Annotated in this window: 48 protein-coding genes and 2 tRNA genes; 22 read left to right on the top strand and 28 right to left on the bottom strand. The window is 65.9% G+C overall.

What is annotated here, in order from left to right; all coding sequences use genetic code 11:
• Positions 1-2: 2 nt before the first annotated feature.
• The 23 genes from A9K58_RS00420 to A9K58_RS00310 form a co-directional block, all read right to left on the bottom strand.
• Entirely contained in the window at positions 3-701 is a 699-nt protein-coding gene (locus tag A9K58_RS00420) for a hypothetical protein (protein ID WP_065197448.1), read from the bottom strand.
• Complete coding sequence (locus A9K58_RS00415; protein WP_065197447.1) at positions 691-1050, bottom strand: hypothetical protein; 360 nt, start codon at positions 1048-1050, stop codon at positions 691-693. The genes A9K58_RS00420 and A9K58_RS00415 overlap by 11 nt, the downstream gene beginning before the upstream one ends.
• Complete coding sequence (locus A9K58_RS00410) at positions 1047-2762, bottom strand: portal protein (RefSeq protein ID WP_065197446.1); 1716 nt, start codon at positions 2760-2762, stop codon at positions 1047-1049. Before A9K58_RS00410 ends, A9K58_RS00415 begins: the two co-directional genes overlap by 4 nt.
• Positions 2762-3025 (bottom strand): hypothetical protein, encoded by a 264-nt coding sequence (locus tag A9K58_RS00405; RefSeq protein ID WP_065197445.1) that lies wholly within the window; start codon positions 3023-3025, stop codon positions 2762-2764. The genes A9K58_RS00410 and A9K58_RS00405 overlap by 1 nt, the downstream gene beginning before the upstream one ends.
• Positions 3026-3029: 4 nt before the next feature.
• On the bottom strand, positions 3030-3233 hold the full coding sequence (locus A9K58_RS00400) for a hypothetical protein (protein ID WP_065197444.1): 204 nt from the start codon (positions 3231-3233) through the stop codon (positions 3030-3032).
• Positions 3234-3243: 10 nt separating this feature from the next.
• Positions 3244-4710: a hypothetical protein gene (locus A9K58_RS00395; protein ID WP_065197443.1), complete on the bottom strand. Its 1467-nt coding sequence runs from the start codon at positions 4708-4710 to the stop codon at positions 3244-3246.
• Complete coding sequence (locus A9K58_RS00390; RefSeq protein WP_065197442.1) at positions 4707-5174, bottom strand: terminase small subunit-like protein; 468 nt, start codon at positions 5172-5174, stop codon at positions 4707-4709. The genes A9K58_RS00395 and A9K58_RS00390 overlap by 4 nt, the downstream gene beginning before the upstream one ends.
• Complete coding sequence (locus tag A9K58_RS19370) at positions 5174-5641, bottom strand: lysis system spanin subunit (protein WP_065197441.1); 468 nt, start codon at positions 5639-5641, stop codon at positions 5174-5176. Before A9K58_RS19370 ends, A9K58_RS00390 begins: the two co-directional genes overlap by 1 nt.
• Positions 5638-6102: a lysozyme gene (locus A9K58_RS00380; protein ID WP_065197440.1), complete on the bottom strand. Its 465-nt coding sequence runs from the start codon at positions 6100-6102 to the stop codon at positions 5638-5640. The genes A9K58_RS19370 and A9K58_RS00380 overlap by 4 nt, the downstream gene beginning before the upstream one ends.
• On the bottom strand, positions 6099-6338 hold the full coding sequence (locus A9K58_RS00375; protein ID WP_225792042.1) for a hypothetical protein: 240 nt from the start codon (positions 6336-6338) through the stop codon (positions 6099-6101). The genes A9K58_RS00380 and A9K58_RS00375 overlap by 4 nt, the downstream gene beginning before the upstream one ends.
• 88 nt (positions 6339-6426) lie before the next feature.
• Positions 6427-6505 (bottom strand) — tRNA-Met (locus A9K58_RS00370).
• A gap of 79 nt (positions 6506-6584) precedes the next feature.
• Positions 6585-6968 (bottom strand): GIY-YIG nuclease family protein, encoded by a 384-nt coding sequence (locus A9K58_RS00365; protein ID WP_065197439.1) that lies wholly within the window; start codon positions 6966-6968, stop codon positions 6585-6587.
• Positions 6965-7360, bottom strand: coding sequence for a hypothetical protein (locus A9K58_RS00360; RefSeq protein WP_065197438.1), 396 nt, complete (start codon positions 7358-7360; stop codon positions 6965-6967). The genes A9K58_RS00365 and A9K58_RS00360 overlap by 4 nt, the downstream gene beginning before the upstream one ends.
• Before the next feature lie 8 nt (positions 7361-7368).
• Positions 7369-7581: a hypothetical protein gene (locus tag A9K58_RS00355; protein WP_065197437.1), complete on the bottom strand. Its 213-nt coding sequence runs from the start codon at positions 7579-7581 to the stop codon at positions 7369-7371.
• Positions 7578-8039 carry a RusA family crossover junction endodeoxyribonuclease gene (locus tag A9K58_RS00350; protein ID WP_065197436.1) on the bottom strand — a complete coding sequence of 154 codons (462 nt, stop codon included), beginning with the start codon at positions 8037-8039 and terminating at the stop codon, positions 7578-7580. Before A9K58_RS00350 ends, A9K58_RS00355 begins: the two co-directional genes overlap by 4 nt.
• Positions 8036-8320 (bottom strand): hypothetical protein, encoded by a 285-nt coding sequence (locus A9K58_RS00345; protein ID WP_065197435.1) that lies wholly within the window; start codon positions 8318-8320, stop codon positions 8036-8038. Before A9K58_RS00345 ends, A9K58_RS00350 begins: the two co-directional genes overlap by 4 nt.
• Positions 8321-8603: 283 nt before the next feature.
• Positions 8604-8873 carry a hypothetical protein gene (locus A9K58_RS00340; protein WP_065197434.1) on the bottom strand — a complete coding sequence of 90 codons (270 nt, stop codon included), beginning with the start codon at positions 8871-8873 and terminating at the stop codon, positions 8604-8606.
• Entirely contained in the window at positions 8873-9493 is a 621-nt protein-coding gene (locus A9K58_RS00335; protein WP_065197433.1) for a hypothetical protein, read from the bottom strand. The genes A9K58_RS00340 and A9K58_RS00335 overlap by 1 nt, the downstream gene beginning before the upstream one ends.
• Positions 9490-10800 carry a replicative DNA helicase gene (locus A9K58_RS00330; RefSeq protein ID WP_065197432.1) on the bottom strand — a complete coding sequence of 437 codons (1311 nt, stop codon included), beginning with the start codon at positions 10798-10800 and terminating at the stop codon, positions 9490-9492. Before A9K58_RS00330 ends, A9K58_RS00335 begins: the two co-directional genes overlap by 4 nt.
• On the bottom strand, positions 10797-11618 hold the full coding sequence (locus A9K58_RS00325) for a hypothetical protein (RefSeq protein ID WP_155760407.1): 822 nt from the start codon (positions 11616-11618) through the stop codon (positions 10797-10799). Before A9K58_RS00325 ends, A9K58_RS00330 begins: the two co-directional genes overlap by 4 nt.
• Positions 11619-11635: 17 nt before the next feature.
• Complete coding sequence (locus A9K58_RS00320) at positions 11636-12028, bottom strand: HNH endonuclease (protein WP_065197430.1); 393 nt, start codon at positions 12026-12028, stop codon at positions 11636-11638.
• A complete protein-coding gene (locus tag A9K58_RS00315) occupies positions 12021-12224 on the bottom strand; it encodes a hypothetical protein (protein WP_065197429.1) in 204 nt (67 codons plus the stop codon). The genes A9K58_RS00320 and A9K58_RS00315 overlap by 8 nt, the downstream gene beginning before the upstream one ends.
• Complete coding sequence (locus tag A9K58_RS00310) at positions 12221-12589, bottom strand: hypothetical protein (RefSeq protein ID WP_065197428.1); 369 nt, start codon at positions 12587-12589, stop codon at positions 12221-12223. The genes A9K58_RS00315 and A9K58_RS00310 overlap by 4 nt, the downstream gene beginning before the upstream one ends.
• Before the next feature lie 350 nt (positions 12590-12939).
• Here A9K58_RS00310 and A9K58_RS00305 point away from each other — a divergent pair, with 350 nt between their 5' ends.
• Positions 12940-13161, top strand: coding sequence for a hypothetical protein (locus A9K58_RS00305; RefSeq protein WP_065197427.1), 222 nt, complete (start codon positions 12940-12942; stop codon positions 13159-13161).
• A gap of 17 nt (positions 13162-13178) precedes the next feature.
• Here the strand turns inward: A9K58_RS00305 and A9K58_RS00300 are convergent, their stop codons facing one another.
• Positions 13179-13391, bottom strand: coding sequence for a hypothetical protein (locus A9K58_RS00300; RefSeq protein WP_196769136.1), 213 nt, complete (start codon positions 13389-13391; stop codon positions 13179-13181).
• 101 nt (positions 13392-13492) lie between these two features.
• Between A9K58_RS00300 and A9K58_RS00295 the strand changes: the two genes are divergently transcribed.
• The 21 genes from A9K58_RS00295 (at position 13493) to A9K58_RS18880 (ending at position 22463) form a co-directional block, all read left to right on the top strand.
• On the top strand, positions 13493-14182 hold the full coding sequence (locus A9K58_RS00295) for a LexA family transcriptional regulator (RefSeq protein WP_231109228.1): 690 nt from the start codon (positions 13493-13495) through the stop codon (positions 14180-14182).
• An 8-nt stretch (positions 14183-14190) separates the two neighbouring features.
• Positions 14191-14583 carry a lysozyme inhibitor LprI family protein gene (locus A9K58_RS20025; protein WP_065197425.1) on the top strand — a complete coding sequence of 131 codons (393 nt, stop codon included), beginning with the start codon at positions 14191-14193 and terminating at the stop codon, positions 14581-14583.
• A gap of 160 nt (positions 14584-14743) precedes the next feature.
• Positions 14744-15067 carry a hypothetical protein gene (locus tag A9K58_RS00285; protein ID WP_065197424.1) on the top strand — a complete coding sequence of 108 codons (324 nt, stop codon included), beginning with the start codon at positions 14744-14746 and terminating at the stop codon, positions 15065-15067.
• A 109-nt stretch (positions 15068-15176) separates the two neighbouring features.
• Positions 15177-15494 (top strand): hypothetical protein, encoded by a 318-nt coding sequence (locus tag A9K58_RS00280; protein ID WP_065197423.1) that lies wholly within the window; start codon positions 15177-15179, stop codon positions 15492-15494.
• On the top strand, positions 15482-15607 hold the full coding sequence (locus tag A9K58_RS20020) for a hypothetical protein (RefSeq protein ID WP_265330916.1): 126 nt from the start codon (positions 15482-15484) through the stop codon (positions 15605-15607). The genes A9K58_RS00280 and A9K58_RS20020 overlap by 13 nt, the downstream gene beginning before the upstream one ends.
• Before the next feature lie 41 nt (positions 15608-15648).
• A complete protein-coding gene (locus tag A9K58_RS00275; RefSeq protein ID WP_065197422.1) occupies positions 15649-16167 on the top strand; it encodes a hypothetical protein in 519 nt (172 codons plus the stop codon).
• A 92-nt stretch (positions 16168-16259) separates the two neighbouring features.
• The gene (locus A9K58_RS00270) at positions 16260-17153 is read left to right on the top strand and encodes an ATP-binding protein (protein ID WP_065197421.1); all 894 of its coding nucleotides are present in this window, start codon (positions 16260-16262) and stop codon (positions 17151-17153) included.
• 2 nt (positions 17154-17155) lie between these two features.
• Positions 17156-17746: a hypothetical protein gene (locus A9K58_RS00265; RefSeq protein ID WP_065197420.1), complete on the top strand. Its 591-nt coding sequence runs from the start codon at positions 17156-17158 to the stop codon at positions 17744-17746.
• Positions 17743-17958, top strand: coding sequence for a hypothetical protein (locus A9K58_RS00260; protein ID WP_065197419.1), 216 nt, complete (start codon positions 17743-17745; stop codon positions 17956-17958). Before A9K58_RS00265 ends, A9K58_RS00260 begins: the two co-directional genes overlap by 4 nt.
• Positions 17955-18185, top strand: coding sequence for a hypothetical protein (locus tag A9K58_RS00255; protein ID WP_065197418.1), 231 nt, complete (start codon positions 17955-17957; stop codon positions 18183-18185). Before A9K58_RS00260 ends, A9K58_RS00255 begins: the two co-directional genes overlap by 4 nt.
• Complete coding sequence (locus A9K58_RS00250) at positions 18182-18427, top strand: hypothetical protein (protein WP_065197417.1); 246 nt, start codon at positions 18182-18184, stop codon at positions 18425-18427. Before A9K58_RS00255 ends, A9K58_RS00250 begins: the two co-directional genes overlap by 4 nt.
• Complete coding sequence (locus tag A9K58_RS00245; RefSeq protein ID WP_065197416.1) at positions 18424-18714, top strand: hypothetical protein; 291 nt, start codon at positions 18424-18426, stop codon at positions 18712-18714. Before A9K58_RS00250 ends, A9K58_RS00245 begins: the two co-directional genes overlap by 4 nt.
• Positions 18711-19550: a hypothetical protein gene (locus A9K58_RS00240; protein WP_065197415.1), complete on the top strand. Its 840-nt coding sequence runs from the start codon at positions 18711-18713 to the stop codon at positions 19548-19550. Before A9K58_RS00245 ends, A9K58_RS00240 begins: the two co-directional genes overlap by 4 nt.
• Positions 19547-19846 carry a hypothetical protein gene (locus A9K58_RS00235; RefSeq protein WP_155760406.1) on the top strand — a complete coding sequence of 100 codons (300 nt, stop codon included), beginning with the start codon at positions 19547-19549 and terminating at the stop codon, positions 19844-19846. The genes A9K58_RS00240 and A9K58_RS00235 overlap by 4 nt, the downstream gene beginning before the upstream one ends.
• Positions 19843-20097 (top strand): helix-turn-helix domain-containing protein, encoded by a 255-nt coding sequence (locus A9K58_RS00230; RefSeq protein WP_065197413.1) that lies wholly within the window; start codon positions 19843-19845, stop codon positions 20095-20097. Before A9K58_RS00235 ends, A9K58_RS00230 begins: the two co-directional genes overlap by 4 nt.
• Positions 20090-20242, top strand: coding sequence for a hypothetical protein (locus A9K58_RS19630; protein ID WP_196769134.1), 153 nt, complete (start codon positions 20090-20092; stop codon positions 20240-20242). Before A9K58_RS00230 ends, A9K58_RS19630 begins: the two co-directional genes overlap by 8 nt.
• Complete coding sequence (locus A9K58_RS00225; protein ID WP_065197412.1) at positions 20235-20723, top strand: hypothetical protein; 489 nt, start codon at positions 20235-20237, stop codon at positions 20721-20723. The genes A9K58_RS19630 and A9K58_RS00225 overlap by 8 nt, the downstream gene beginning before the upstream one ends.
• Positions 20720-20968 (top strand): hypothetical protein, encoded by a 249-nt coding sequence (locus A9K58_RS00220; RefSeq protein ID WP_065197411.1) that lies wholly within the window; start codon positions 20720-20722, stop codon positions 20966-20968. Before A9K58_RS00225 ends, A9K58_RS00220 begins: the two co-directional genes overlap by 4 nt.
• Entirely contained in the window at positions 20965-21147 is a 183-nt protein-coding gene (locus A9K58_RS00215) for a hypothetical protein (protein WP_065197410.1), read from the top strand. Before A9K58_RS00220 ends, A9K58_RS00215 begins: the two co-directional genes overlap by 4 nt.
• A gap of 11 nt (positions 21148-21158) precedes the next feature.
• A complete protein-coding gene (locus tag A9K58_RS00210) occupies positions 21159-21359 on the top strand; it encodes a MerR family transcriptional regulator (RefSeq protein ID WP_065197409.1) in 201 nt (66 codons plus the stop codon).
• Between the two features lie 6 nt (positions 21360-21365).
• Entirely contained in the window at positions 21366-22463 is a 1098-nt protein-coding gene (locus A9K58_RS18880; protein ID WP_081283945.1) for a tyrosine-type recombinase/integrase, read from the top strand.
• Between the two features lie 82 nt (positions 22464-22545).
• Here the strand turns inward: A9K58_RS18880 and A9K58_RS00200 are convergent.
• The 4 genes from A9K58_RS00200 to pheT all read right to left on the bottom strand — a co-directional run bounded on the left by A9K58_RS00200 (position 22546) and on the right by pheT (position 25736).
• Positions 22546-22622 (bottom strand) — tRNA-Pro (locus A9K58_RS00200).
• Between the two features lie 68 nt (positions 22623-22690).
• Positions 22691-23047, bottom strand: a complete 357-nt coding sequence (locus A9K58_RS00195; protein WP_005410431.1) for a MerR family transcriptional regulator — start codon at positions 23045-23047, stop codon at positions 22691-22693.
• The gene (locus A9K58_RS00190; RefSeq protein ID WP_005410432.1) at positions 23028-23327 is read right to left on the bottom strand and encodes an integration host factor subunit alpha; all 300 of its coding nucleotides are present in this window, start codon (positions 23325-23327) and stop codon (positions 23028-23030) included. The genes A9K58_RS00195 and A9K58_RS00190 overlap by 20 nt, the downstream gene beginning before the upstream one ends.
• Before the next feature lie 27 nt (positions 23328-23354).
• Complete coding sequence (gene pheT / locus A9K58_RS00185) at positions 23355-25736, bottom strand: phenylalanine--tRNA ligase subunit beta (protein WP_065197408.1); 2382 nt, start codon at positions 25734-25736, stop codon at positions 23355-23357.
• Between the last annotated feature and the right edge of the window lie 102 nt (positions 25737-25838).

The raw sequence follows: 25838 nt of genomic DNA, 5'->3' as shown, positions 1-25838 counted from the left end.
GGTTACTTCATGTCCGGGTACATGCGCTGCCCCAGGCTGCGCTCGCCGGCGGCGCTGGTGGTCGAACCACCGAGGCCATCCATGGGGCTGTCCCGCAGGAAGCGGCCCATGAACGCGAACGCGTTGACCATGGCCGGGTGGTTGCCCCATCCCAGTTCGTTGAACGCCTTGGTCAGCTCGGGATCGTTGATCGCCTTGACAGCAGTGGTGGCCAGGCTGACCGTCTCGTCGTACTTGCTGCCCAGCTGCTGCTTCGTTTCCGTTCCCCACTGCTCGATCTGCTGCAGGCGCTGTGTTTCCACAGCCTGCTGCAGTGCCCCCGCGTCCTCGCCGGCCATGCTGGTATACAGGTCGATGGCCTCCTGGGCCTGTTCCTGCGTCCACCCCTTGGCCTTGAAGAACTCGGTGGCCTGTCCGAGGCGGTCGCCTTCCAGGACGAACCCGTCCGGCACCTTGAACGCCTCGTACTGCTCCGGTGCGCCAGCGGCGGTATCACCGTCGGGCTTGCCGGCCTTGCCGTCATTACCCTGGGTGTCCTTGCCGTTCGCGCCCGTCGCGTCACCTCCATCCCTCGTACCCTCGGTGCCCGACTGGCCATTGCCGCCGGTGCCCTGCTGTCCCGTGGTGCTGGTGGTGGTGTTGCTGCCCTCGCCTTCGCCAGAGTTTTGGGTGCTGGTCGTGGTGGCGGATTCAGTCGACATCGTTGGTTTCCTCTGGTTGCTGCGACTGCGCCTGCAGTCGCTTCAGTGCACTGTTGGCCTCGGCGCGCATCTGTGCCTCACGCTCCGGGCAGTTGTCGCGGATGGCCAGAAGCCACCACTGGGCGGCCTCCTGCCGTCCGATGGCGCGGGACTGCGCCATTGCGTTGGTGTTGAAGGCGCTGGTGTCGACGCCCATGGCCTGCAGGAACGCCCAGACCACTCGGCGCCCGACGGGGTCAGCCAGCACGGTGCGGATGTCCTCACGCAGCTGGCGAAGCTCCAGCTCGGCCAGCTGGCGCTCGCGGCGTTCCTGGTCGATGTCCTCCTGACTGCGGCCAGGCCGGCTCATGAGGTCGCCCCTTGCATCGCATCGATCAGCGCTTGGGCCGCAGAGCCTTCCTCGGGCACCGTGTCGCTTGCGGTCTTCAGTGCCTGGGTCGCGTCCTTCAGCGGCTGTGCGGCCGCCGCGAGCTGCTGCTGCCGCTGCTGCTGGGCACGGGCAGCACGACGGTCCGCCACTGCGTCGTCGCCGCGGATCATCGAGGCCGGCCCCCCCACAGCTGCATTGAACTCGTCGACAACCTGGTCGGTGTCAAGCTTGTCCATCACCGACAGATCGCCAGTGGCCTGAGCGACGCCTGCAACGAACTGCACCGTGCGCTCGATGGAACCAACTGCAGCTGCCTTTGCGGCCTGGGCCAGGATGCTGGTGTATTCGATCTTCAAGGGCACCGAGGCCAGGATCTGCGGCGGCTCGGGGATCCGGCCAGCACGCTCCAGCAGGCGGAACACCCGGATGATCACCGGATCCAGCACCTCGTCCGTGATGGACTCGAGCGTCGGCGCCAGCACCGCCGCCTTCTCTTCCTTGCGAGTGAAGATTTCGGCGGCCGTGCGGTCGGTCTTGTCGCCCAGGGCCTCCAGCATCAGGAACAGCTGGTAGAAGAAGGAACGCTGGATGCGCTGTTCGACGGTGGCGATCTCTTCCCGGATCTGCTGCAGGCCGCGGGCGTCAGGGGTGTAGACCGGGGCCACGTTGGCGTTCACCGAGTCCTGCGGCAGGTAGATCAGACCGCCCTTGCGAAGCCGCGCGCCACCGGTGCGCCGCAACGCCTCCGGTGCGCCCAGAGTGGGGTCGGACATCTGCTCCATCAGGCGCAGCTTCTCGCCTTCCAGGTACTGCAACTGCTTGATGTCGCCGAGGCAGTCGATTGCCGGGGAGGTGGAGTAAACGTCCTCCGCGACGGGGTTCCAGCGCGCAACGACGTGCGGGGCCTCGTAGTGGCCGCCGATGTCGATCACACCGCTTTCGCCATCGCCGCACCCGTCGATCCACACCACTTCCCGGTAGGCGCGGTACTGCGGAGCCTGCAAGCCCAATGGGCCAATGCCGGGGCGCTCGTCGGGGTTCGGCTCGATCAGAGACTCGACCCAGAACTGGCTGTCGCCGTTCTTCGGTAGGGCTTCGCGCACGCGCGCCGGGAGCTTCTCCCGCCCGTAGCGCTGCTCCAGCTGGCGCGCGGTCTTCGTGTACCTGCGCCACAGGGAATCGACGCGCTGCTGGTCATCCAGCCCAACGGCATAGGTGCCAGCGGTCAGCGAGTAGAACCGAACGACCTCGCGCGGGTCATCGAGGATCAGCATCGGGGCCGTGCCGAACAGTCCATCCTCGGTGTAGACGACCGGCATGGCCTTGTAGAAGTTGCTGCTGGCCAGGGCGTCGCGGATGCGTGCGGCCACGTCGTCCAGCCACACCCGAACCCCGAACTGCTCGGCCATCGCCGGGTCGGGCGTGGTCACGCGAAACCACGGCTGCGCCTTGGGCGTCATGTGCGACATCATGCCGGCCGCCATCACACGCAGTACCTCGGTGGCGGTGCTGTTGATAACCTTGGAGCGGTTGCGCTTGCGCGGCTTGTTGTCGTTCTCGCCGTAGAAGCGCCCACGGGTCGGGTCGACGTACTCGGACACCTGCCGCCAGTCCGGGACCCAATCCGTCTGCGCATCCTGCATGGCCTTCTTGCGGCGCCGGCAGTGCGCCCGCAGTTCCATCATGTCCATCAGCCGCCCCCCAGCACGGTGTTGCGCGGGGTCGTGCCGCCCAGCGCGGTGGTCGTCGGTGCAACGGACCGGTACGCAACCGAGCGCACGCCGCTGCTGCTGTAGGTCCGCTGCTCCTCCTCTGCCTCCTTGCGGGCACGGCGGACGCGGCCGGTCGGGTCACCAACGGCGGTCTTGGTGATGCCCAACGGGTCGGCGTACTTGGCGGTCTTGTCGCCGAACAGCAGGCCACCCGGGTCGATCACCTGGCGCGAGGTGCACATGTGGTCAGCCCCCCAGCGCCGTCTTGACCGAGGCGGTCGGCATTGCCGCGCTGGTGTCGCCGGCCAGGATGGTGGACGTGCGGCCGTAGCGCAGGCGCTGCCGTTGGCGTTCGCGGTCACGCTCGGACAGCGCTGCCTCATCGATCGATTCGGGCGCGACCTCGGGCGGCGCAGCCACTGGCTTCACCTTGGGGGCGGAGTTGCACATGGGGATTCCTTCAGGACAACGGGTTGTAGGGCTCGCCGGCCTGCTGGCCGGCGTTGTGGCGTGCCTCAATGGGCATGCCTTCAGGGTCACGCGGCCGACGGATCACCGGGTATGCGAAGGTCAGCGCCAGCGCATCGGCCTTATCGGGCGAGCGGCCGAGCTGCTTCTTGATCATGTCCTTGGGGATGACCCGGAACTTGTCGTTCTGGTACGTGAAGCGCAGAGCCAGCAGTTCCTCCCGCAGATCGGGGTCCACCGGGATGGCACCCACGGATCGAATCCACTCGCAGGCCAGGAACAGCATCTCGCTGCGCTTGTCGAAGTAGCGCGCGTCGATTGGGCTGCCGCCGAACTTCACGCCCACCGGCTGGTACTGCCGGCGGCGCAGGTCATCCACCACGCCAGCGCCGTAGCCGCCCGTCTCGTCGACGAACAGCCCGTCAGCCTCATGCTTGTCAAATTCGGTGGAGGTACGCGCCGCCACCAGCGTTGTGTCGGGGATCCGCATGCTGTCCATGGGGAACAGCACCTGACCCTGCCGGCGGGCAATGACGCTCTTGTCGTCGCCCTCGCGAGCCACGTCGACGCCCAGGATTACCGGAGCAGCGCGGTAATGCTCAGGCCGGTAGTGCCTAGCCTGCGCCTTTTCCAGGTCGTCGATGCCGATCATCGAGTTGAAGCCGCTGGGCGGGAACAGGCCCAGGATGGTCGCCATCACCCACGGGTTCTCACGCCCGTGTTCGTCGATCATCTCTTGCGCGTGTTCCTTGCTGACGCGCGGAGTGCGTTTCGGGTCTTCCGGGTCGGCGGTGATGGTGATCACCGGCCAGCTGCCGCTGCCGCACGACTCATAGAGCAGGCCGGCAGTGCTGGTCGGGTTGCCCGCCTGGGCCACCAGAGCATCCGTCGGTGAACCGGTGAATATCTGCTGTGCCGCCTTGCCTACTGCGGCCGGCATCTCGCCCGTCTCGTCCAGGAGGATGAAAGGGAACTGGCTGTGCAGGCCTGACAGCGCCCGGCCGATGGCGTCTGCGTCCGCATCCTTGGCGAACGACCGAGCCGACAGGAACCATGTCTCGGGGTGATCCTTGGCGTAGATGCGCTCCTTCGTCCACTCGAACGCATCCACCAGGAACGGCGAGCGGCTGCGCCACTTGGCCAGCTCAGCCCACAGGTTGTCTTTCAGGTTGTCTGCCGTGATCGACAGCGCCGCACCCTTGGGGTGTTCGCCCTTCGCCGCAAAGCAGGCCAGGCGATGCCAGCCCACCCATGCCAGCGACGCCGACTTGCCCGGACCGGTGCATGCTTTCATGCACAACTTTCGGTTGGGCTTTGGCGGACCGCCCAGCAGATGCAGTGCGTCGCGCTGCCATTCGTCCGGCTCTACCTCGAAGTTGTCCACAACGAACCGGATCGGATCCTCGCGCCACAGCCGGATGCGCTGCTGGGCCTGCAAGATGGTGGCCGACTCGCTCATTCCTGCTCCGCATCATCGCCGATGCCTGCCACCAGGCTCTCCAGCGTCACCCGACCGCGATGCTCAACCGTCTGGTTGTTGCCGTACTTCTTCGGGGCCAGCTTCCCGGCGTACCACTTCCTGGCATCCACCCGCAGGCGATTGCGGGCCACGGCGGTTGGGTCGAAGACAACCTCCGTATTCCCCTCGCCGTCATCGTCAGCCGTGCCGTGCTTGCTCGCGCGGACCATCGTGCACTCCTCGTCGGAGATATCGATGGTGTCCTCGGCATACGCGTCGGCCTGCGCCTCGCGCGCGTGCGCGTACTGGTCCCGGAATGCCTGGTTCTCGGTCAGCCACCGGAAGACTGTCGAGCGCTTGGGCATCCCATTACCGCTACAGATGGTGCGCAGGCTCTCGCCATCAGCCAGCCGTTCGCAGATCTGCTCGGCGAGCTTCTGGCTGTACTTGCTTGGGCGTGCCATTACTGCTCCCTGTCCGCCCGGATCACGGCTTGGCAGGCGCGGACGTGGTCGTCGGCGTCGCGGCCGATTTGAACAGCAGCTCCCGCAACCTCTGCTCGTAGTTCGGCGTGCGCATCACGTTCGACGGCGCCGGCGACGGCTTGGGACAGGAGGCTGGTGCTGCAGGTGGCGAGGTCGTCGCGCAGCTGGATACGCCCAGCGCGCAGGTCAGCCACAACAGCAGCAGGGACGGTCGCGGCCGCAGTGCGGTCTTCTTCATGCTTCGCTCCGATGGTGGCCAGCTGCAGAGCCTTGCTCTGCTCGGTGGCACGGGTCTGGTTCACCTGGGCGGCGACTGCCTCGGCGCCGGCGGCGCGCTGGTCGGCTTCCCTGCCCTCTGCCCGGTCGCCGCGCCAGGCCCAGCCGGCACCGAACATGGCCCCGGACCACAGGGCGAAGGCGGCGACCGCGACGGCGATGCGGTTCACGACCGTCCCTCGCACATGGCCCGTTCCGCCGCCCGGCGGTTCACCAGGCCCTGCACGCGCTTGCCACCGGCGTACACCCAGCGATCCAGCTCCGGGCACCAGGCCGCGGCGGGCTGGCCAGCGTTGATCCGGCCCACCAGCGTCGAGCGGCAGGCAGCACCCACGCCCACGTTGTAGGTCCAGCTCAGCACCGCGGCCCACTCGCGTTCGCGCAGCGGCACCTTGATGCACTGGCTGATCCCGGTCAGGTAGCTGCCCAGGCGGCTGTTGAGCTTCTCGGCGCACTCCTGCTCGGTGTAGACCGCTTTGTCCGGGCGGCTGGCGTCGCCGTAGCAGTGGGTGGCGACGCCCACCATGTCGATGTACGGCGTGGGCGAGTAGCCCTCCCACGGCTTCACCAGCGCTCCGGCGGCCAGGGCGATAACGGCCGCGGCGCTGCCGCCGATCACCTTGCCCTTCATCCGATCACCCCGCCGCGGCGCGCCTGGCGCCATTCGCGGATCCACTTCCACACCAGGTAGCCGATCTGACCGACCAGGTAGATGGCCGTCAGCACCAGCACCGCCTTGTCCAGGGTGAACCCCGATGCGACGGCCGTGGCCACCGTTACCGGCGGCGTGACCTTCAGGGCTGCGGTCCCCACCGCGTCAATGATTTCTCCCCGCATGTCGGTTCCATGGTTGATCCGGTTCGGCATGACGCCCTCCCCGATTGGTCGATAGGTGCCCGTCACCGCAGCCCGGCAGGCTCGGCGAGTTGGTCCGGTAAGGGCGGACGGGCGTGGGTGGTTGCGGGGGCCGGATTCGAACCGGCGAATCTCCGGGTTATGAGCCCGGCAGCCTGGACCTCTGGCCCACGCCCGCAGGAAAAGCAGTCCCGGAAACGCAGAAGCCCCGGCGCTGGCCAGGGCTTCAGGGGGGACTTCTCGAATGGTGCCAAGTTTCTAGGCCACATTGTCTAGACGCAACACCTTGCACAGCGACCTGATCGCATCGAGGCTCATGTGCTTCCACCGGGTCTCACTCACGCCGAAATGCTTTACGACCAAGGCCGTTGCATCCTTCATCGCCTGCTTGTGGACGGGGTCAGACAGGTTCATGCGGAACCACTCACCCTGCGTGTGATAGGCGCGGAGCTGGTCATGGAACATGGCCTCAGCTGACCGAGCACCACGCGGCAGGTCCAGGTAGGCCACATCGGTGATCGGCATCGGGCAGCCGGTTTGCACGGCACTGACCCGCGCAGCCAGATCGGTGGTCACCCCGATCTTGCAGAAGCTCTCACCACAGCAGGCGTCGGCGATCATCATGTATACGCGCATCTTCATGCTGCGTTCTCCTTCGAAAGTTGACCCATCACGAATGCCTTTGCGATGGCGAGATAGTCGTAGTAGGTCGGCCGCTTAATGTCGATCCCCGCGCGCCGCAGGTTCTGCAGCTTCAGTTCCAGTGGCGCCGACTTCAGGAAGTACTCGCACCGCAGCGTCCGACCGGGTCGGATGTAGCCATACGCCTCCATGGCAAGCACTGCGGATTGGACTTCGTCTCCTGGCGTGTTGATGAGAATGCCGCGGTAGCCACCGGTACCCGGCACGAACCCTTGATGCTCAATCAGGGACTGAAGCAGGTTCCGGCTGGAGTAGCCGATGTGCTCGTACCGGCCACCGCCGTACTCTTCCGCCCACTGGATCAGGCGCGCTTCGAGCTGCTTCTTATCCATGGGTCACCTCAGGATTCATCGCGCATCCCCTCCAGCACGCTCTCGTCGAATCGGAACACCGGCAGCTTTCCGTCGGTGTCGCAGCTCCCCTGCCGGTCGGGCCAGCCCTTGCAGTGCGCCGGGCTACTGCCGGCGGCACGCATGGTGCAGACCGCGCACCGGCCATGCCGGCGCAGGTAGGCGTTGTATCGCTTCCGCGTGCGGGCCTCGGCCGTGGTCATGCTGCGGCCTCCCCGAACAGGGACGGCGCGGCTGCCAGATACTTGATGGCCACCTCCAGCCGCGCCCCTTTCTCGTCCGGCTCCATGCGCTCCAGCAGGGTCCGCCGGATCTGCTTGTCGTCCACCCAGGCGATGCCGTTCAGGGCGTCGGACACCACCTTTTCGCAGTTGCCGAGGTCGATGCACTGCACCGTGTCGTCCCAGGTGTGCGGATCCTTCCGTGCGCGCTTCGCCCAGTCCTGCGGCCGGTGCGGGAACAGCTTGATGTGCAGCACCACGCGGCCGGTCGCCGGCACGCGGATGCCCGCCGCCTTGGCCAGGTGGCCGACCGCCGCCTTGTAGGCCTTGGCTTCCTCGGTCACGTAGGTAATCGCCAGCGGCTTCGGCTTCTTCGGGATCACGCGCACGGCCCAGTAGCGGTTCGCGCTGATCGGATACGGGAGGGTGAGGTGGATCATCGTGCGGCCTCCTTCAGCTGCAGCCGGGAAAGGGTGACGTTCAGGGCGGCCAGCTCGTCCATCTTCATGACGAGCCACATGCGCTTCTGCCCGTGGATGCCGTTGAAGCTGCCCTGGTGGCAGTCCTTGCACAGGGCCACCGTCGTGAAGTGCTGGCCCTGGTTGATGTGATGGGCGTCGCTGGGACCAGGCTTGTCGCAGACGCTGCACTTCAAGAGCTTCACCGCGTCCACGTGCCGCTTTTCGGCTGGCGTGAGTGCTTTGGAGTTCTTCGACCTCATCGGCGGCGCTCCAGGCGGTAGCGCGGCTTCCCTGGCTCGTAGATGCGCCTCGATGGCGCGAACCAGGAACCTCGAATTTCGAGTAATCCGACTCGGACCCATCGGTAGGCCGGGCATGTCTCGCGGTCCATCGCCACCACCTGACGGAGTCGGCTCATCGCCTCACCAGCAGTTCCTCGGGAGTGACGTTCCGTCTGTTCTCTGAGCCGCTCCTGTGCGAAGTAGTACGGCCACATCGATGGAGGCAAACCCATCCACAGCGGTCGGAAGCCAAGCGACGGCATCACGGCTTCACCTCCGGGCGAGCGGCGAGCATGGCGGCATATCGCCAAGGGAACCCCTCACCGCTCTCCCACTTCACCTCCATCGCTTCGGCCATCTCGTAGGTGGGCAACACCGGCACCAGCACGTAGCCCTCGGGCGGCGTGAGGGCGGCTATGATGGCGCGCAGAGCCTCTCCTGCCTCGATCCTTTCGCCCTCGTCGTAGTCCTCGGGGTCGAGGTCGATTTCACCGCAAAGCAAATCAAGCGCCCGCTTCTCGATGGCGTCCATCAAGCAACCCTCCTGTTCTGTCCAGCCATGTCCCAGAACTCGGCGCGCACGTCGTCGAGCATCACGTGGGTGTACCGGCGGCCGATGTACTCGGTCAGGCCGTCGAAAAGCTCCTGGAACCGGGCCTGTTCCATCTCGTCGAATGACAGGCTCTCTGCGCGCTTGACCGGGATGGTGCGGATCTCCGGCAGCACGCCGGCCAGCACCCTGCGGGCGCCTGCACCCAGCAGCGCCTCGCAGGCATCCAGCACCGCGGCGATGACTGGCGTCGCGTCCATCTCCACCGTTTCGCAGCACACGTCCGCGTCCAGCTGCAGGCGCTTCACAGCGTCGTGGGCGTCCAGCTGCTCCCAGCCTTCTACGTTGTCGATCATCAGGTGCCCGATCTTGTGGATCAGCCGGTGCTGGCTGCTGTCGCGCGGCTGCTTCAGCTCCCCGCGGATCTCCCGGCCCACGCGGAACTTCCGCTCGCGCATCAGGCGCTGGTCGACCTCATGGGCCGGTACCAGGGCGCCCACCAGCTCCCCGGTGGCCGGATCGATCAGCTTCGCCACCACCAGGTAGATCGGCCGGCGCGCACGCTTGGCGCGGATCTTCCTCGCTGCATTGGTCAGGGTCATGCGACTTCCCCCAGCTCGTCGGCAGCGCTGCGGTTCACGAACGACGTCGAACCGCCGTGCCAGGTCACCGGCACCACACCGATATTGCCGTGGCGGTTCTTCACCACGTTGATCTCTGCCGGCGACCGCTCGGCCTGCGGATTCGACAGATCACGCCACAGCATCATGATCTGGTCCGCTTCCTTCTCGATCTCCGAGCTGTCGGCCAGATGCTTCATTTGTGGGCGCTCGCCGTCGGCGTCGCGATTCACCTGGGCCAGCGCGATGACGGGGATGCGAAGGTCACGCGCAAGGTTTTTCAGGCTGCGGGCGATGCTGCCCACCTGCTGGTGCTTTGGCGCGCGCGACATCGATGCAATCTCGATGCGCTGCAGGTAGTCCACGTAAAGCGCGCGTATCCCCAACTGGTGCTTCCAACGGCGCGCCTCGCGCACAACCTCGATGATGTCCGGTGAAGGCCGGTCGAGGATGCGTACTGGCAGTGCGCCGTACTGCTCCGCCGCCTGCAGCAGCGAGCCGATGTCGTCGTGACGGAACTTGCCCGCGCGAAGGCGGCCAACGTTGACTCCAGAGCCGGCGGCCAGCCAGCGCAGGCCAACCTGATCGGCGGGTTGCTCCCCGGAGATCAGGCCAACTGCTCCACCTTTCGCGCCGGCGGCAGTGGCGCCCAGAAGGAAGCCTGTCTTGCCCATCGCCGGCCGCGCGCCAACGACGATCAGGTCGCTGTCGTGGAAGCCTCCCAACGCTTCGTCCAGGTCGAAGATGCCGGTGGAGACGCCGATCAACTTGCCGCCGTTGCGCTGTGCTTCCATGGCCTGGGCGACGGCAGCGTCCAGCGCCGACTGCGAGGTGTGTTCGTAGCTCCGGTCAGCGGCGTGCAGCGTCATCAGCCGCTGGATGGCCGCATCCACTGCGTCCTCCTGCCGAGCTTGCGCACCTGCCTCCAGTTCTCTGGCGATGGCCAGCGCCTCGCGGTCGCGCCACGCAGCGACCAGCACCGATGATTGGTAGGCCGGCTGGCTGCTGGGATACAGATCGCGGTCGGCGCCGATCAGCATCGCCAGCTCACTCAGGCGCGGGCTGCCCATGCGGTCGGCAACGTCCGAGAGCGTCACCGGGTCCACGGGCTTGCCGCCGGCGTCCATGCTGCGGATCAACTCCCACAGCTGGCCGTGGGCCTCGCTGCCGAAGTGCGCCGGCTGCAGCGGCATGTCGGCGATACTGGAGGGGCGGCACATGGCGGTGTGCAGCACCTGGCGCTCGACCTGGTGAATGGCGGAGCGGTGGTTATCTTCGACGGTCGTCATGCGCTGAGCCTCGGCAGAGCGCCCTTTTGCGGAGCCGGGCTCGAACCGTGCCGGGTCGGCGCTTGGTTCTGCGCGCGGCTCAGCCAGGAGTTCACGAACCGCATCGCGCCGCTTCGGGTCTTCCTGTTCTTCGGATTCGCGATCGTCCAGGCCTTCACCGCTCTCAGCTGCTGCAGCACATCGATGGCCGGATACAGCTCGGCGAACTCGCGGACCTGGGCCTCGGTGATCTCGAAGTCCTTCCCGTCGTTCAGCAGGAAGCTGACGGCGACTGGCGAAGCGGGCTCCGCTGGCAGCAGGTCAGCGGCCGGAGCCGGCTCGGCCGGCGCAGCGCAAGAGTTGTTTTCCTTCCTTTCCGTTCCCTTCCCTTCCCTTCCTTCCTTCCTTCCTTCCGCTTGTGCATGCACTTCACGCGTGCAGCTCGCGTCGTCCACGCGTTTCTGACGCGTGCCGCACGCGTGCAAGTCATTGGAATCGCTGGAAACTACTTCATCCGCATGATCGATTCCGGGCAGATCCGAGGACGCTTCTCGGTTGTTGATCACCTGGTGCTTGGTGAACGTCGGAATCCATCCAAACCACTCGTTTCCGACACGGTATTTGACGATGAAACCACGCGTGAGCCACGCGTCGAGCACGCGTGCAAAGTCGACCATGTCGTGCGGCAAGGTCTGGGCCTTGATCGTCCTGGGCCGCCAAGCGAACCGGCCTTCCCGGTCGGCAACAGTGAATAGCATCACCCAGGCAAACCGCATAGGCATGCCTGTGTCCTGCTCCAAGTCGAACATTTCTTCGTGAGCCGCCAGTTCAGGCTTCACAGTACGGATCCGAGCCATCAGGGAGCCCTCATTCCTGCAGCGTGCAAGGTGGCGAGCCGGTCCTCTCGCTGCTTCTTCTTGTTGCAGGTCTCGCAGAGCGCCTGCAGGTTGTCCGGATGGTTGCGACCACCGGCCTTCAGTGTCAGAACGTGATCCAGAATCAGAACGTCTGACCACTGCATGGAGACGCGACGAGCCTGCACCTTGGTATCGGTCAGCAGTGCATAGCGACCGTCATAGTCGGCCGGCACATCTACGGCCTTGGCACTGCACCGCTGGCAGCGATACCCGTCGCGGTGGAAGACATAGGCGCGAAGCGCCGCATGGGATGGCAGCTTGAACTTCAGCCGCCCCTTCATCGTCGTTACCGGCCAGTCTCGGCCTCTGTGATCGGTCCAGGTCTCACGCATGGGACACCCCCATCCGCTGTTCCATAGCCCGAACCTGCTCCGGGGAACGGGCCAGCACCGAAGCGCGCAGCTCGCTCCACAGGCGCCGCAGGGCCGAGCGGTCGCCGCAGGATCGGGCAACCCTCATGGCTGCAGCCAACTCGCGGATGCGGCGTTCGCGCTGCACGTCGGCCAAGTTGATGGTGTTGGCGTTCATGGCCACTTGATCCCCAGGCTTTGGGCGAGCGGCGCCATGGCTTTGGCCAGGTTGGTGAACTGGGCAATGGCCTCTGCGTGCTGGGCCTGCGGGCAGGTCAGGTACTTCTCGATCAGGTAGTGAATCGGCGTGACATCGCCGGTCTCCTTCACGTAGCGCTCGAACTCGTCGATGGTCAGGCAACGCTGCCGGCCCCCCCCATCGCCGCCAGCGAGCTTCTCCGACAGCTTCGACGGGGAAAGGTCCACCTTGCCGGCCACGGCGACCACTCCGCCGTTGTTGTGCACCTGGATCTGCATCAGCTCGCGCAGGCTCCTGGATGTGTGGGTTAGGCCACCCTGATACGTGATGTTGAGGTGTCGCATATCTGCCTCTCTGTGGGTCTTGGGGAAGCATGGGAACGACGTGTTCCCCACAGTTCCCCACGCTGGTTCTGAAAATGGCCGCACCCCCAATCGGAGTGCAGCCTGTGAAAAAGACTCAGCCGGCCTTGGCCGACGTACTGACGCTCACGCCCATGTGCGGAAAGCTGTTTGTGGTGAAGCGGGTCGGGGACACGGTTGAGGCCAGGCCTACGCGGAAGCCGGTGCCGAAGCCGCCCGGTGCACCCAGCGTGGTGATCCCCTTCCCCGTCAGGAGGGCCGTCCGTTGACGCCTCCCCTGCCCTCGGTACGGTCGTGGTGCAACGCCCACCCAACCGATCAAGGAACTACCCATGTACGAGAACAAGAAGCTGGAACTGCGCCTGCGGCACACCGAGGCGAGGACCGAAGCCCTGGAGGAAATGCTGGTGATCGTGAGCAAGGGACTCATTCCCGGATCCCCCGCAGCCGCCGTGGTTCAGGCGCAATTGCGAGAAGCAGCCGCATACGCAGGCCCGTCCGTCGCGAAGAAGGAACTGGCCTCCCTCGCCCGAGCCATTGGCAACCTGCAGTAGCCAGTTCGGAAGACATGTCAGGCGGCGGCCCCGGTTTCCGGGGTTTGCTGCTCAATATCAGTCGGCGCCGGACCGAACACATCGGTTCGGGTGACTCGCGTGTATGGGGGAATGCCCCGGTACTTCCAGTTCTGTACTCGTTGGGTGCCCTTGGGCATCGCGAAGCCCAGTCGTCGGGCCACTTCGGCTGGGCCACCGAGCTGGTCGATCAGCTCGGAATCCTTGTGCATGGTCGTCGTTGGCTGGTTCATGCCAAGGATTAAACGCCATGTTTATTGCACAGTCAACACGGCGTGTAACAACGCCATGTTTAGCCGCAGGACAATGCCCTATGGCTGAAATGCACCCTTCGATGAAACGGCTCTATGCCGCCGCTGCTCACCTCGACTCGCCCATCCGAGGCCAGTCGGCTGTAGCGCGCGCCTTGGGCCAGTCGCCGCAAACGCTGAAGAACTGGGAGAGCCGTGCGACCGGAGTGTCTGCCGCTGGCGCTAACAAAGCGCAGCAGATGCTCGGCATCAGCTCCACTTGGATCCTTGAAGCCCAACCGCCGATGCTGATCGGTGGCCCCTCGCCGGTCTCCAGTTCTGCGACACCCTGTGACTATGTTCGCGTTCAGCAACTGGACGCGGAGGCAGGCATGGGCGAGGCAGTGGAAAACGTCGACTACCCGGAGGTGATCCGGGCTATCGATTTCGAACCCGGCTACATCCGGAGCATCGTGGGATTCGTGCCAGCACCAGGTCGGTTGAGGCTGATCACGGGTAACGGAGACTCCATGCAACCCGTGATTCAACCAGGAGATGCGGTGGTGGTGGATACCGGAATCACCTCATTCGACGGTGATGGCATCTACCTGATCAACATGGGAAACGGCCAGCAGATCAAACGGCTGCTGGACAGGGGTGTGATCCATGTCGCCAGCGACAACAAGAGCTACGGCGAACCCTTCCCAATGCCAGATGGCACTTTGATTGGCGGGAAGGTGTACCTGCGAAACAGGATCGAGCGGTTCAACTAAGGACGACCATGAACATCACTAGATTGCTTGTTGCAGTAGCTCTCGCCAGCAGTGCCGCATGCGTCCACGCACAGGCGGTGGATGATCTGACTCCGGAGTTTCGGGCGTGCATTCGGGGAACCACCAGCCAAGTAGAAACAGGCCACTGCATGTCCCAAGAACTTGTTCGGCAGGACGCGCTGGTCGCGGCAGAGCTGAAGATGGCAGGTGACACGGCAAGACCGGAAATCGCGAATCGCCTGAAGAAAGCCCAGGCCACGTGGACAGCATTTCGGGCCCAGGACTGCGAAACGAAACAGGCTGCGGTCACAGGATCCGGCGCCACCTCTCAGTACCTGGAGTGCATGATCCACCATGCCATGCTCCGCAAGATCCAATTGGGGAACTACTGGTCCTTGTGAGTTGCCCCTTAGCTCCAAATGAAGCCCCGCCCCGGCGGGGCTTTTTGCTGCCCGCGCCGAAATTTTACACGGACGAATTAAACGTCGTGTTGACTTTTGTATAAACGTGGTGTTTAAATGATTCCCGTCGGCCCACCCGGGCCATCTGACGGGGTCACCCATGGCAGTCCGCAACGCAAACGACTTGGCCCGCGCAGCACAGCGCAGCCATGACGGCCGCGCACCGGCCGAACCGAACGACGAGGCCTTCCAGTTCGCCTGTGATCACGTGGCGGCGGAGCTGGAGCGCGAGGGCGACGTCGCCCCGCTGGTCGAGAAGCTGAGCCAGGCTCGGCACGTGATGACCCACCTCCTGTCGCAGGAGGTCCCGGCCTACTTGTTGCCCCACTTCCGCGAGCTGGATGAGCTGGTCCGCGACATGTCCCGCCGCGTGGACGCCTCAATGAAGAATTTCGAGGCCGGGCACATGGAGGACGCCGCATGACCGCCGCCGAACGCGAGCATAGGCACCACGTGGTCGCCACCGTCGTAGCGAATGCCCTGTCGTTCTGCCTGGGCGTGCTGGCCACCGTACTGCTGCAGGCGGTGCTGTCGTGAGCCGCGGTGTGGATGTCCTGGCCGTGTTGGACCGCCAGTTGCGGGACCGGGCGGACCGCGCCGCACGCTACGGCAAGCAGGCCGACAAGGCGGCGGCCAAGCACGGCGGTAGGCAGATCACCGCGGACCGCATGGCAGAACACGCACGCATCCTGCTGGCGGAGCTGCGCTCGATGCGCGCACCGCTGATCGAGTTGCGGTCCGCCGCCCGCGCTTCCCTTGCAGCCCGCGACCTCACAGACCAGGTCATGGCAGACGAGCGCCTCCTTGCGGCTCTGGCCGCCTTCGAATCGGAGGACGCATGCGCTTTCTGACCGCCATCGGCTGCCGCAGCTGGCGCGACTTCGCCGCCTTCCTCGCCTGCTACGCCATCACCGCCGCGCTCGCAGCCGCCATGTGCTGGCCGCTGGCGTGGTCCTGGTCCTGACTTCCCGCCGGCGCGGCCGGCTCCTACGAGAGGCACCACCGATGTTCCAACTCGATCAACACGATGCGGTGTTCTCGCATCTGAACCTGCGGAAGGAAAAGCACGGCGACGAAGACGCGGCCGCTGCTGACCTGAAGTTCTCGCTGAACGCTCCGAACACGATCCTCAACACCATCGACCCGGCCATCCTGCCGGCGTTCTGGAAGAAGGCCGACAAGGGCCAGCAGCAGAACCTGCCGATGGAAGGCAGCACGGACCTGGTGGCGCTCAATCTGCCGCTGCTGGGCGAGCAGGACATCACCGGCAAGTTCGAAGGCTACGAGCTGTCGATCGGCTCCCTGATGGACCACATCGAGCCGGTGTTCTTCGCCGACGCCAAGGTGAAAAAGATCACCTGGAAGCCGCTCGAAGGCGGCAGCGTGGCCATGGGCTTCACCGTCTCGGTGCTGCTGGACGAGGACGAAGACGCCGAGCTGATCTCTGCATGGCGCCGCGGTCAGGTGCGCCTGACCCTCACGCCGCCGAGCGCTGCCGCGCAGCAGGAAGACCTCGCCGCGTAACGAATTCCCCCGCCCTCACGGGCCCCGCGCCGGCCTGGATTCCACGACGCCGGCATCCATTCCTCAACACCACGCCAACGGGAGTTCTAACCATGGCACTGCGCATCATCCGCTCCACCGACCCGATCACGGTCACCCGACTGAACGTCTGCATCTATGCCGCGCCCGGCCTGGGCAAGACGTCCATTTCGTTCACCGCCGACAAGCCGCTGCTGCTGGACTTCGACCGGGGGGCCCACCGCTCGGCCAACCGCAAGGACACCGTGCAGGTGGAGCGCTGGGAAGACGTGGCGCACATCACCGCCGACGACCTGGCCGACTTCAACACGGTGGTGGTCGACACGGCCGGCCGCGCGCTCGACACGCTGACCCCGGACATCATCCGCCGCAATCCGAAGATGGGCCGGGGCGGCTCGCTGACGCTGCAGGGCTTCGGCCAACTGAAGGCCGAGTTCGTGGCATGGCTGAAGCACCTCAACAGCCTGGGCAAGGACGTGGTGCTGATCGCCCACATGGACGAGCAGCGCAACGGCGACGAGATCATTGAGCGTCTGGACGTCCAGGGCGGCAGCAAGGGCGAGATCTACAAGGCGGCGGATGCCATGGGCCGGCTGTCGATCCGCGATGGCAAGCGCATGCTCAACTTCAGCCCGACCGACTCGCAGTTCGGCAAGAACCCGGGGCAGCTGCAACCGCTTGAAGTTCCGCACCCGGATCGCGACCCTCAGTTTCTGGCCAGTGTGATCCAGCAGATCAAGGATCGTCTCAACGCTCTCACCGAGGAGCAGCGCCAGGCGCAAGCGCTGCTGGAGAAGTGGCGCACGCAGCTGGCTGACGTGGAGGACGCGGACGGCATCAATGGACTGATCAAGGATGCAGGCGACCTGCCCCGGTCGGTAAAGGTGCTGGTGCACGACCGCGCCACGGCGCTCGGTTTGATTGCCGACAAGGCCAGCGGCGGCTACGTCTCGCCGAAGGCAGCCTGACCGTGCTGGCCCGCGTGTCCAACATCGAGGCGTTCCGGAAGTGGCGGGACGCCGACGACCAGCCGGTGGCAGACCTGGTGCGCTACATCACCGTGGATCGGCCCACCAAGGCGATGCTGGCCGGTACCGCGTTCCACGATGCTCTGGAGCACGCTGTGCCGGGCGACTACGAAGTGCTGCAGGCGATGGATCACACCTTCCACCTGCCGGACTGCGAGCTGGTACTGCCGACGATCCGCGAGGTCCGCGCCTATGGCGAGTACGGCCACCTGACCGTGACCGGCAAGGTGGATTGCCTCGACGGTAAGCGCGTGGACGACCACAAGACCACCAGCCGGTTCGATGCCGAGCGGTATCTGGCTGGTTACCAGTGGCGGTACTACCTGGACCTGTTCGGCGCAGACGTCTTCCGCTGGAACGTGTTCGAGCTGAAGGAGGTAGGCGAACTGGAGTATCGCGTCTCGGCACCGCAACTGCTGGAGGTCACCCGCTACCCCGGCCTGCACGACGACTGCATGCAGCTGGCGCTGGACTACCTGGCCTTCGCAGAGGAACACCTTCCGGCCAACTATCGAGCTGAGGTGGCCGCATGAGGGGCCTCAACTACGACTATCCCCACGTCGGCACGAAGCGCGGCGGCAACAACCGCGCCCGCCAGTTCGACCACGTGATCGAGGGGAAGCGCGTCACGACCATGGAAGTAGCCGAAGCGCTGGGCCTGTCCAAGAAGATGGCCGCCGCCAGGCTGAAGCGTGGCCCGTTCCCGCTCACCTGGGAAGGCCTGCGCGGAGATCCGCCGGCATGAAGACCTGCACGAAGTGCGCGGCCCGGCTGCCGCTGCGGTTCTTCCCCCTGATCAACGGCAAGGCCACCGCCGCGTGCGCGCCCTGCCGGAACACCGAGCGCCGCCTGCACGACCCGCTGCGCCCCCTGCGCCGCGATCCGCTGCAGGTCGAACTGAACCACCTCACCCAAAGCTGGCAGCGCCGCACCCGTTGGCCGCTGCTGGCACATCAGGAGTCGCAACGATGAAGAACGGAGATATGCCTGTCGTGCCGCTGGTGAATACCCTCGGCGCCGCACACGCACCCAGCAGTGCTGGCCTGGCGCCCGGTGCCGCCTCGGGCCTGACGAAGCGCGAACTGATCGCCGCGATGGCGCTACAAGGCCTGTTGGCCGGCGGGTGGGATCACGCAGGCGTGCCGCGCGAAGGCGCAGAAACCGCCGTCGCCTATGCAGACTACCTGCTGGACGCGATGGAGCGCACCCCATGACCCACCACCGCTACAACCGCCGACTGCCGAAGCGCACCGAGGGCTTCGCCTGGGGCCGGTCCATCGACAAGGTGCTGGGCGGCCACGTCCTCACCTACCGCCTGTTCCGCCGCGACCTGCGGGGCGCGCTGCACATCAGCATGCGGCAGTTCGCCCTGACCGATCACCGCCGCTTCATCGCCATGGCGCTGCGCCAGATGCGCAAAGACCTGGCCGCGAAGGTCGACGCCATCGGCTATGCCCTGATCGAGGCCGAACAGGCCTCCCAACTGCAGGAGGTTGCATGAATACCAACAAGACCCTGGCGGACGTGAAGCCCGGCGGGAGGGTGAGGCTGGGGGATCAGCTGGTACTGGCGAAGCTGGTCGGCGCGGCCGGCCTGATGCTTGCCGAAATCGATACCTGCGGCCATGAGGTAGACCCGGCCTACCGGCGCACTCTTTACGAAGCGTGGGAAGAAGGCAAAGCCGCCCTCTCCGCCCAGCCCTCCCCGGATGGTCAGAATGTGCTCTTCATTGAAGAGCTGGCAGAACTGCGGCGGCTCGTCCCATCGGTCAATCAGAAGCAGGCACTGGATGCAGCTATCGCCGCACTCGCCGCCCGCCAGCCGGTGGGGGAGCCGGTGGCCTACTGGCTCGCCGTGGACAAAGACGGGATCGTCGAATTCGGCATGTCGGCCGATGACGGCAACGCAGGCCAAGCCGCGCGGCAGGAAATGAACGATTTTATCAATGGGCCGCTTCACGATGGCGGCGCGCCGCATCGCTTGGTCGGTGTCTACGCCGCCCCGCCCGCGCAGCAGCCCGCTCAGGTCTATCTGGACGGCTTGGACCGCGCACTCGGCGAGGCCATCGACCAGCGCGACCGCTACCACGAAGTAGCCGACGACCTGGCCGGCCACCTCGCGCGGATCACTGGCGCGGATATCGGCGAGCACAGCAGCGCCAACTGCCCGTGGCAGAACGCCATTGACGCGGCCGAAGCGTACCAGCCCGCGCAGGCCGTGGACCTGGGTGCGGCGCGCCAACTGGCGGAGAAGTGGATGCGGATTGGTGGTGAAGACGCACGATTCTGTGCGGGCGAACTAATGGCCCTGATCGACAGCCAGGCGGTGGGCAAATGAGCCAGTTCATTCCTCCAGCAATGCCGGAGAACAGCCGCGAGGCGGCCATGGTCGTGATCGAGCGTGACGCGACCGACAAGCCCACGGTGTGGTGCGATCCGGGCGTTGTTGACCTGGTGCGCGCCCTCAATGCAGGCGGCCTACGGACCCTTTGGTCCTGCGACGGACATGGCCACCGGCCAGCAGTCGTTGGGCTGATGGACGGCCGACAGCTGCTGGTGTTGGAAAGTGTCGAAGCGTTGCATCAGCTCGCCCACCTGTGGCCGAACATCAACGGTCAAAGGAGTACGCCATGACCAAGGCTGCTACCGGTCCTTTCGGCCAGTGGCTCAGGCAGTGGCGGAAGGACAACCGCTACTCCCTGTCGAAGTTCGCACAGCTCTCTGGAGTGTCGCCTGTCGCCGTCTTCGAGTTGGAACACGGCAAGAGCTTCAACCCGCGCCTTACGACGCTGATGGCTATTTCCAAGGCCACGGGCATCGCCTTCACCAAGGTGTCCCTGCTTGCGGCAACCCAGAAGCTGCAGGAGGCAGACGCCCATGGCTGACCAGCTGCTCACCGCTGCAATGGTCCACGTGTTCGCCCTGGTCGGGTTTGCGGCCGGCATCGCCACCCTGTGGGCGATCAGCCGCGCATGCCGCGCCGCGCGCAATGGGCTGCGCTGGTGCTGGCGGAGGTGCGCTCATGGCTGAGGCAATCGACCACCGCGAGGTCGGCCGGCAGCTGGCCAGCATGTCCGGCGTCGAGCTCGACTCGATCGCTCCCCAGGATGCTCGTCTGTGGGAGGCCCGCGGCCAGGCGCTTCAGGCGCTCGCTGCCGGCGACATGGACGCCGCGCTGCGCACCATGGGCATGGTGTCCTCGCGGATCATGGACCGAGACGAAGCATGGGAGATCGCATCGAACGCGGTAGCCGTCCGGATCGCCGCCGGCTGGACGCGCGACATGCTGGACAGCAGCACCGAGGCCGGCCGCGCGCCGTGTGGTCGCGGCTACTACCTGTTCTGCTCCGGGGCCATCGCGGTCTGCTACTTCCCGATGGTCTGCATCACCGACATGAACGGTCGCGGCTACCACTTCCATATCGCCCAGGACCTGCTCAACGAGCGAGATCCCAACCCTTACGAAATCCGTCGTCCGGCCGTCCCGCAGCAGTTGGAGATGTTCCGATGATCGCCGCTGGCTTCCCGCTCGCCCGGCACAGGTTGCTGATCTTCATGCGGCAGCACCTGGCACTCGCGCGGCGCGTACGCTTGCATGGCCCAGGAAATGGCGGCCTGATGGATCCGCCGTTCTGGCACTGCATGGACCTGGCCGCCGCGAATCGCGCGCGCCTGCTGCATCTGATCGCCGTTGAACGATCAGCAGTGCCCGCCCCATCTCCGGCGCTGCCGGCCCAACTGGACCTGTTCGCATGAACGCGCAGCTTTTCCCCCGCGAACCGCGCCGCATGAAGCAGCCGGCCAAGGACGTGCTGCGCGAGCAGCTGGTGGTCGCGGCCGATGAAGTGATCCGCCTGCGCGCTGAGGTACTGCGCCTGCGCGGCCAGATTTACCAGGCCACCGAGCAGCTGCGCGCTGCGCTGGCCACGAACTGAAGGAGACCAGCATGCAACTGATGACCCCCGAGCGGTGGCTGGACCGCTACTTTGAAGAGGGCAGCCGCCCGTCCCTGCAGGTTCTGCAGCGGCTGTTGCGCGAGGGCAAGCTGCCCGGCCGCAAGGTCGGCGGCACCTGGTTCATCGACGAACACGAATGGCTCGCCGGCGGCGACGATCTCGTGGCGCGCGTCCTGGCCGATGCGGCGTAACCTGCCATGATGGGACGTGTCCGCAAGCCCGGCCGCCGAGACTGGCCGCAGAACCTGTACGCCCACCGGGACGGTTTCAAGTACCGGCACCCGATCACGCGCAAAGAGCATTCGATGGGCAAGGACAAGGCCAAGGCCTTCGCCGCGGCCAAGAAGCTCAACGCCATGCTGATGCCCAGCAACGACCTGGTATCGAAGGTGCTGACGCCCGGCGAGACGGTTGCCGATGCGATCGTTGTGTTCCGCCGCGATGACGTGCCCGGGAGGAAGTGGGCACCGAAGACGGCCGAGGTCTACGAAAGCGTCATCCGCCGCATTGAGGCCGGGCTGGGCTCGAAGCCAGTAGCCGACGTGACGGTGAAGGTGTGCGCCACCTTCATCCGCGAGGTGACCGAATCCGACCGTGCGCGGCAGCAGTTCCGGCTGGTGCTGGGCTGGATCCTGGCCTGCGCCGTGGAGGAGGGCTGGATAGATACCAACCCCGCGCTGGCGACTCGCCGGTTCCAGCACGAGCGGAAGCGCGTGCGCCTGACCCTCGACGTGTACCGGGCAATATGGGACCAGGCCGCGCCGTGGCTGCGCAACGCGATGGACCTGTCGCTGGTGACGCTGCTGCGCCGCGAGGACGTGGTGACGGTGAAGTTCACCGACGTGCGCGATGGCCACCTGTGGGTGGTGCCTTCGAAAACCGAGGGCTCGACGAACGTTCGGCTACAGATCGCCGCCGCCGGCCCGCTGGCGGACCTGCTCAAGCGGTGCAAGGATGATGTGGCTTCGCCGTTCGTGATTCACCGGCTGCCGGAGAAAGCGAGGCCCAGCGACAAGCGCGCCAAGACGCGCAAGCACCACACGCAGGTGCTGCCCGAGCAGCTGTCACGTGCATTCGCCGCAGCACGCGATGCCGCCGGCATCACGGGGGACGCACCGCCAACCTTCCACGAGATCCGCAGCTTGGGCGGCGCGCTGCTGCGCGATGCGGGCTGGACCACGGAGCAGATTCAGGCGCTCATGGGACACGGAAACGCATCGATGACCGAGCATTATCTGGGTGGCCACGAAGCGCCCTGGCAGCCGGTCACCACGGGTATCGCGCTGCCGCGATAGTGGTGGAATAGTGGACACGTAGTGACCACAACGAAAAAGGGCCTGCACCGTATGGTGCAAGCCCTTGTTCTATCGCTGCTTTTGGTCGGGACGGCCGGATTCGAACCGACGACCCTCTGCCCCCCAGGCAGATGCGCTACCAGGCTGCGCTACGCCCCGACTGATGCTGCGATGTACCCGCCCGTGTGGCGGGCCGTGAAGTATAGCGGATTACGAGAGAAATGGGATCAGCGACGCAGCAACTGCAGCACTTCTTCCAGTTCCATGCGCACCTGCTTGATGATCTGGTTGCTCAGCGCCGATTCCTCGCGCGCATCGGGACCGTCCAGACGCAGGCGTGCGCCACCGATGGTGTAGCCCTGTTCGTAGAGCAGGCTGCGGATCTGCCGCACCATCAGCACGTCATGGCGCTGGTAATAGCGGCGGTTGCCCCGGCGCTTGGCTGGCTCAAGGCTGGGAAACTCGGTCTCCCAGTAGCGCAGGACGTGTGGCTTGACGTCGCACAGCTCGCTGACCTCACCAATGGTGAAGTAGCGCTTGGCCGGAATCGGCGGTAGTTCGCGGTTACTGCCCGGATCCAGCATAAGCTTCCACCCTCTCCTTGAGCTTCTGGCCCGGACGGAAGGTGACCACCGTACGGGCGGAAATCGGAATTTCCTCGCCGGTCTTGGGATTGCGGCCCGGGCGCTGGTTCTTGCGCCTCAGGTCGAAATTACCGAAGCCCGACAGCTTCACCTGGCGTCCCTGTTCCAATGCTTCACGCAGCACATCGAAAAATGCGTCGACGAATTCCTTGGCTTCGCGCTTGTTCAGACCGACTTCGTCGAACAGTTTTTCCGCCATCTCCGCCTTGGTCAATGCCATTGCCTGCTACCCCCGAGTGCTGCCCGCTCAGCCGCGGATCCGGGCGTGGTGTTCACGCTCGATGGCAGTGACCGCCCCGGCCACCACCGCATCCACGTCGCGGTCCGTCAGAGTGCGCGACTTGTCCTGCAAAATCAAGCCCATAGCGAGACTCTTGAATCCCGGCTCAACGCCCTGCCCGACATAGCGATCGAACAGGTTCAGGTCGCGCAGCAGCGGGCCGGCGGCCTGGCGGACGGTTGCCGCCAGATCGGCCCAGGCCACCTGTTCAGGGACCAGGAAGGCCAGGTCGCGGCGCACCGCCGGGAAGCGCGACAGCTCGCCGGCACGCGGCAGGCAGCGGGCGGTCAATGGTTCCAGGTCCAGCTCGAAAGCATAGACGTCGGCCTCGATGTCCATCGCCTTGGCCAGGCGCGGGTGGACCTGGCCGATCCAGCCGATCGCCGCGCCGTCACGGAACACCTCGGCCGAACGCGCCGGGTGGCCATAGGCACGGGTCGACGGTCGGAACTCCAGTTGCGCGCCGCTGGCAGCCGCCAGCGATTCCAGGTCGCCCTTCAGGTCATGGAAATCGACCTTGCGGGCCGGCAGGCCCCATTGCACTGCCTGTGCATCACCGCAGACCGCTGCAGCCACGCGCGGGGTTTCCAGCGGCGCCGGCTGGCCATCGCCGGCCTGCTGGGCGAACACGCGGCCCATCTCGAACAGCCGCACCCGGCTCAGCTGGCGCGCCGCATTGCGGCCCAGCGTGGCGACCAGGCCGGGCAGCAGCGAGGGGCGCATCACCGCCAGTTCGGCCGACAGCGGATTGGCCAGCGGCACCAGGCCATCCCGCAGCTGCCACTGGGCCAGCAGCGCATCGTCGACGAAGGCGAAATTGACGGTTTCCTGCAGGTCGCGCGCGATCAGCTGGCGACGCACGCTCACCGCGTCCAGCTGGCTCTCGCTCGGCATCGCCACGCGCGAGGCACCGCCCGGCAGCGTGGTCGGGATCTGCTCGTAACCGTGGATGCGGGCGAGCTCTTCGATCAGGTCTTCTTCGATGGCAATGTCGAAGCGGCGGCTCGGCGCGATGACCTGCCAGCCGTCGGTGGCAGCGGCCACCTCCATGCCCAGCGCACGCAGGATGCGCTCGACTTCGGCGTCTTCAATGGTGATGCCGAGCACGCGGGTGACGCGGGCCCGTCGCAGGGTGATCGTGGCCGGCCGCGGCAGGTCGGCTTCGCGCACGGCCTCCGTGACCGGCGACGGCGTGCCTCCCGCCAGCTCCAGCACCAGGCGGGTGGCGTACTCGATGGCGGTGCGCGGCAGCGCCGGATCGACGCCACGTTCGAAGCGATGGCCGGCATCGGTGTGCAGGCCCAGCTTGCGACCACGCCCCATGATCGCCGCTGGCGCGAAGTGCGCGGCCTCCAGGAACACTGCCGTCGTGCCGTCGGTGACGCGGGTGTCGAAGCCCCCCATCATGCCGGCCAGGCCCACGGCACGATCGGCATCGGCCACCACCAGGAAACTGTCGTCCAGCGTGACATCGCGGCCATCCAGCAGCTTCAGGCCTTCGCCCGCACGCGAGCGGCGCACGGCGATGCTGCCCTGCAGGGTGCCAAGGTCATACGCGTGCATCGGCTGGCCCAGCTCCAGCATCACGTACTGGGTAATGTCGACCAGCAGCGAGACCGGGCGCACGCCACTGCGGCGCAGGCGCTCGGCCATCCACAACGGGGTCTTCGCAGCGGCATTGACGCCTTCGATGACTCGCCCCAGGTAGCGCGGCGCTTCGGCGCCGGCATCGAGCCTGATCGACAGTTCGCGCGTGCCGCCCGCAGCAACCGGCGCAGCGGCGAAATCCAGCACGCCGCTGCGGGTCGCAGCAGCGACGTCGTAGGCGATGCCGCGGATGCTGAAGCAGTCGGCGCGGTTCGGGGTCAGCTTGATCTCGATGCTGGCGTCCGGCAGGCCGAGGTACTCAACCAGGGGCTGGCCGACCGGTGCGTCCTCCGGCAGTTCCAGCAGCCCGGACGCATCGTTGTCCAGGCCCAGTTCCTTGGCCGAGCACAGCATGCCGTTGGACTCGACGCCACGCAGCCTGGCCGGCTTGATCTTCAGTTCACCGATCTGCGCGCCCACCATCGCCAGCGGCGCGACCAGCCCCGGGCGCGCGTTCGGCGCACCACAGACGATCTGCAGCAGCTCGCCCTGCCCGGCATCGACCCTGCACACCTGCAGGCGATCGGCTTCGGGATGGCGCACGGCTTCGACGATGCGCGCCACGACCACGTGATCGAGGCCCTGGCCCAATGCGGTCACGTCTTCCACTTCCAGGCCGATGGCAGTCAGCACCGCGCTCAGCTCATCGCGGGAGGCGTCGGTCGGGACGTGGCTGCGCAGCCAGTTTTCGGAGAATTTCATGGTGTCACCCTGGTGGGAGGCCTGCCTCCCGTTACGGTATTTGTGGTCGCCCAGCGCATGCGCAAGGAGGCGTCCATCCAGAAATGCAGCCGAGCATGGCCC

The sequence above is a fragment of the Stenotrophomonas maltophilia genome, from assembly GCF_001676385.1.
In the GTDB taxonomy this organism is placed as follows: domain Bacteria; phylum Pseudomonadota; class Gammaproteobacteria; order Xanthomonadales; family Xanthomonadaceae; genus Stenotrophomonas; species Stenotrophomonas maltophilia_J.
This window is presented reverse-complemented; position numbering and strand designations above follow the sequence as displayed.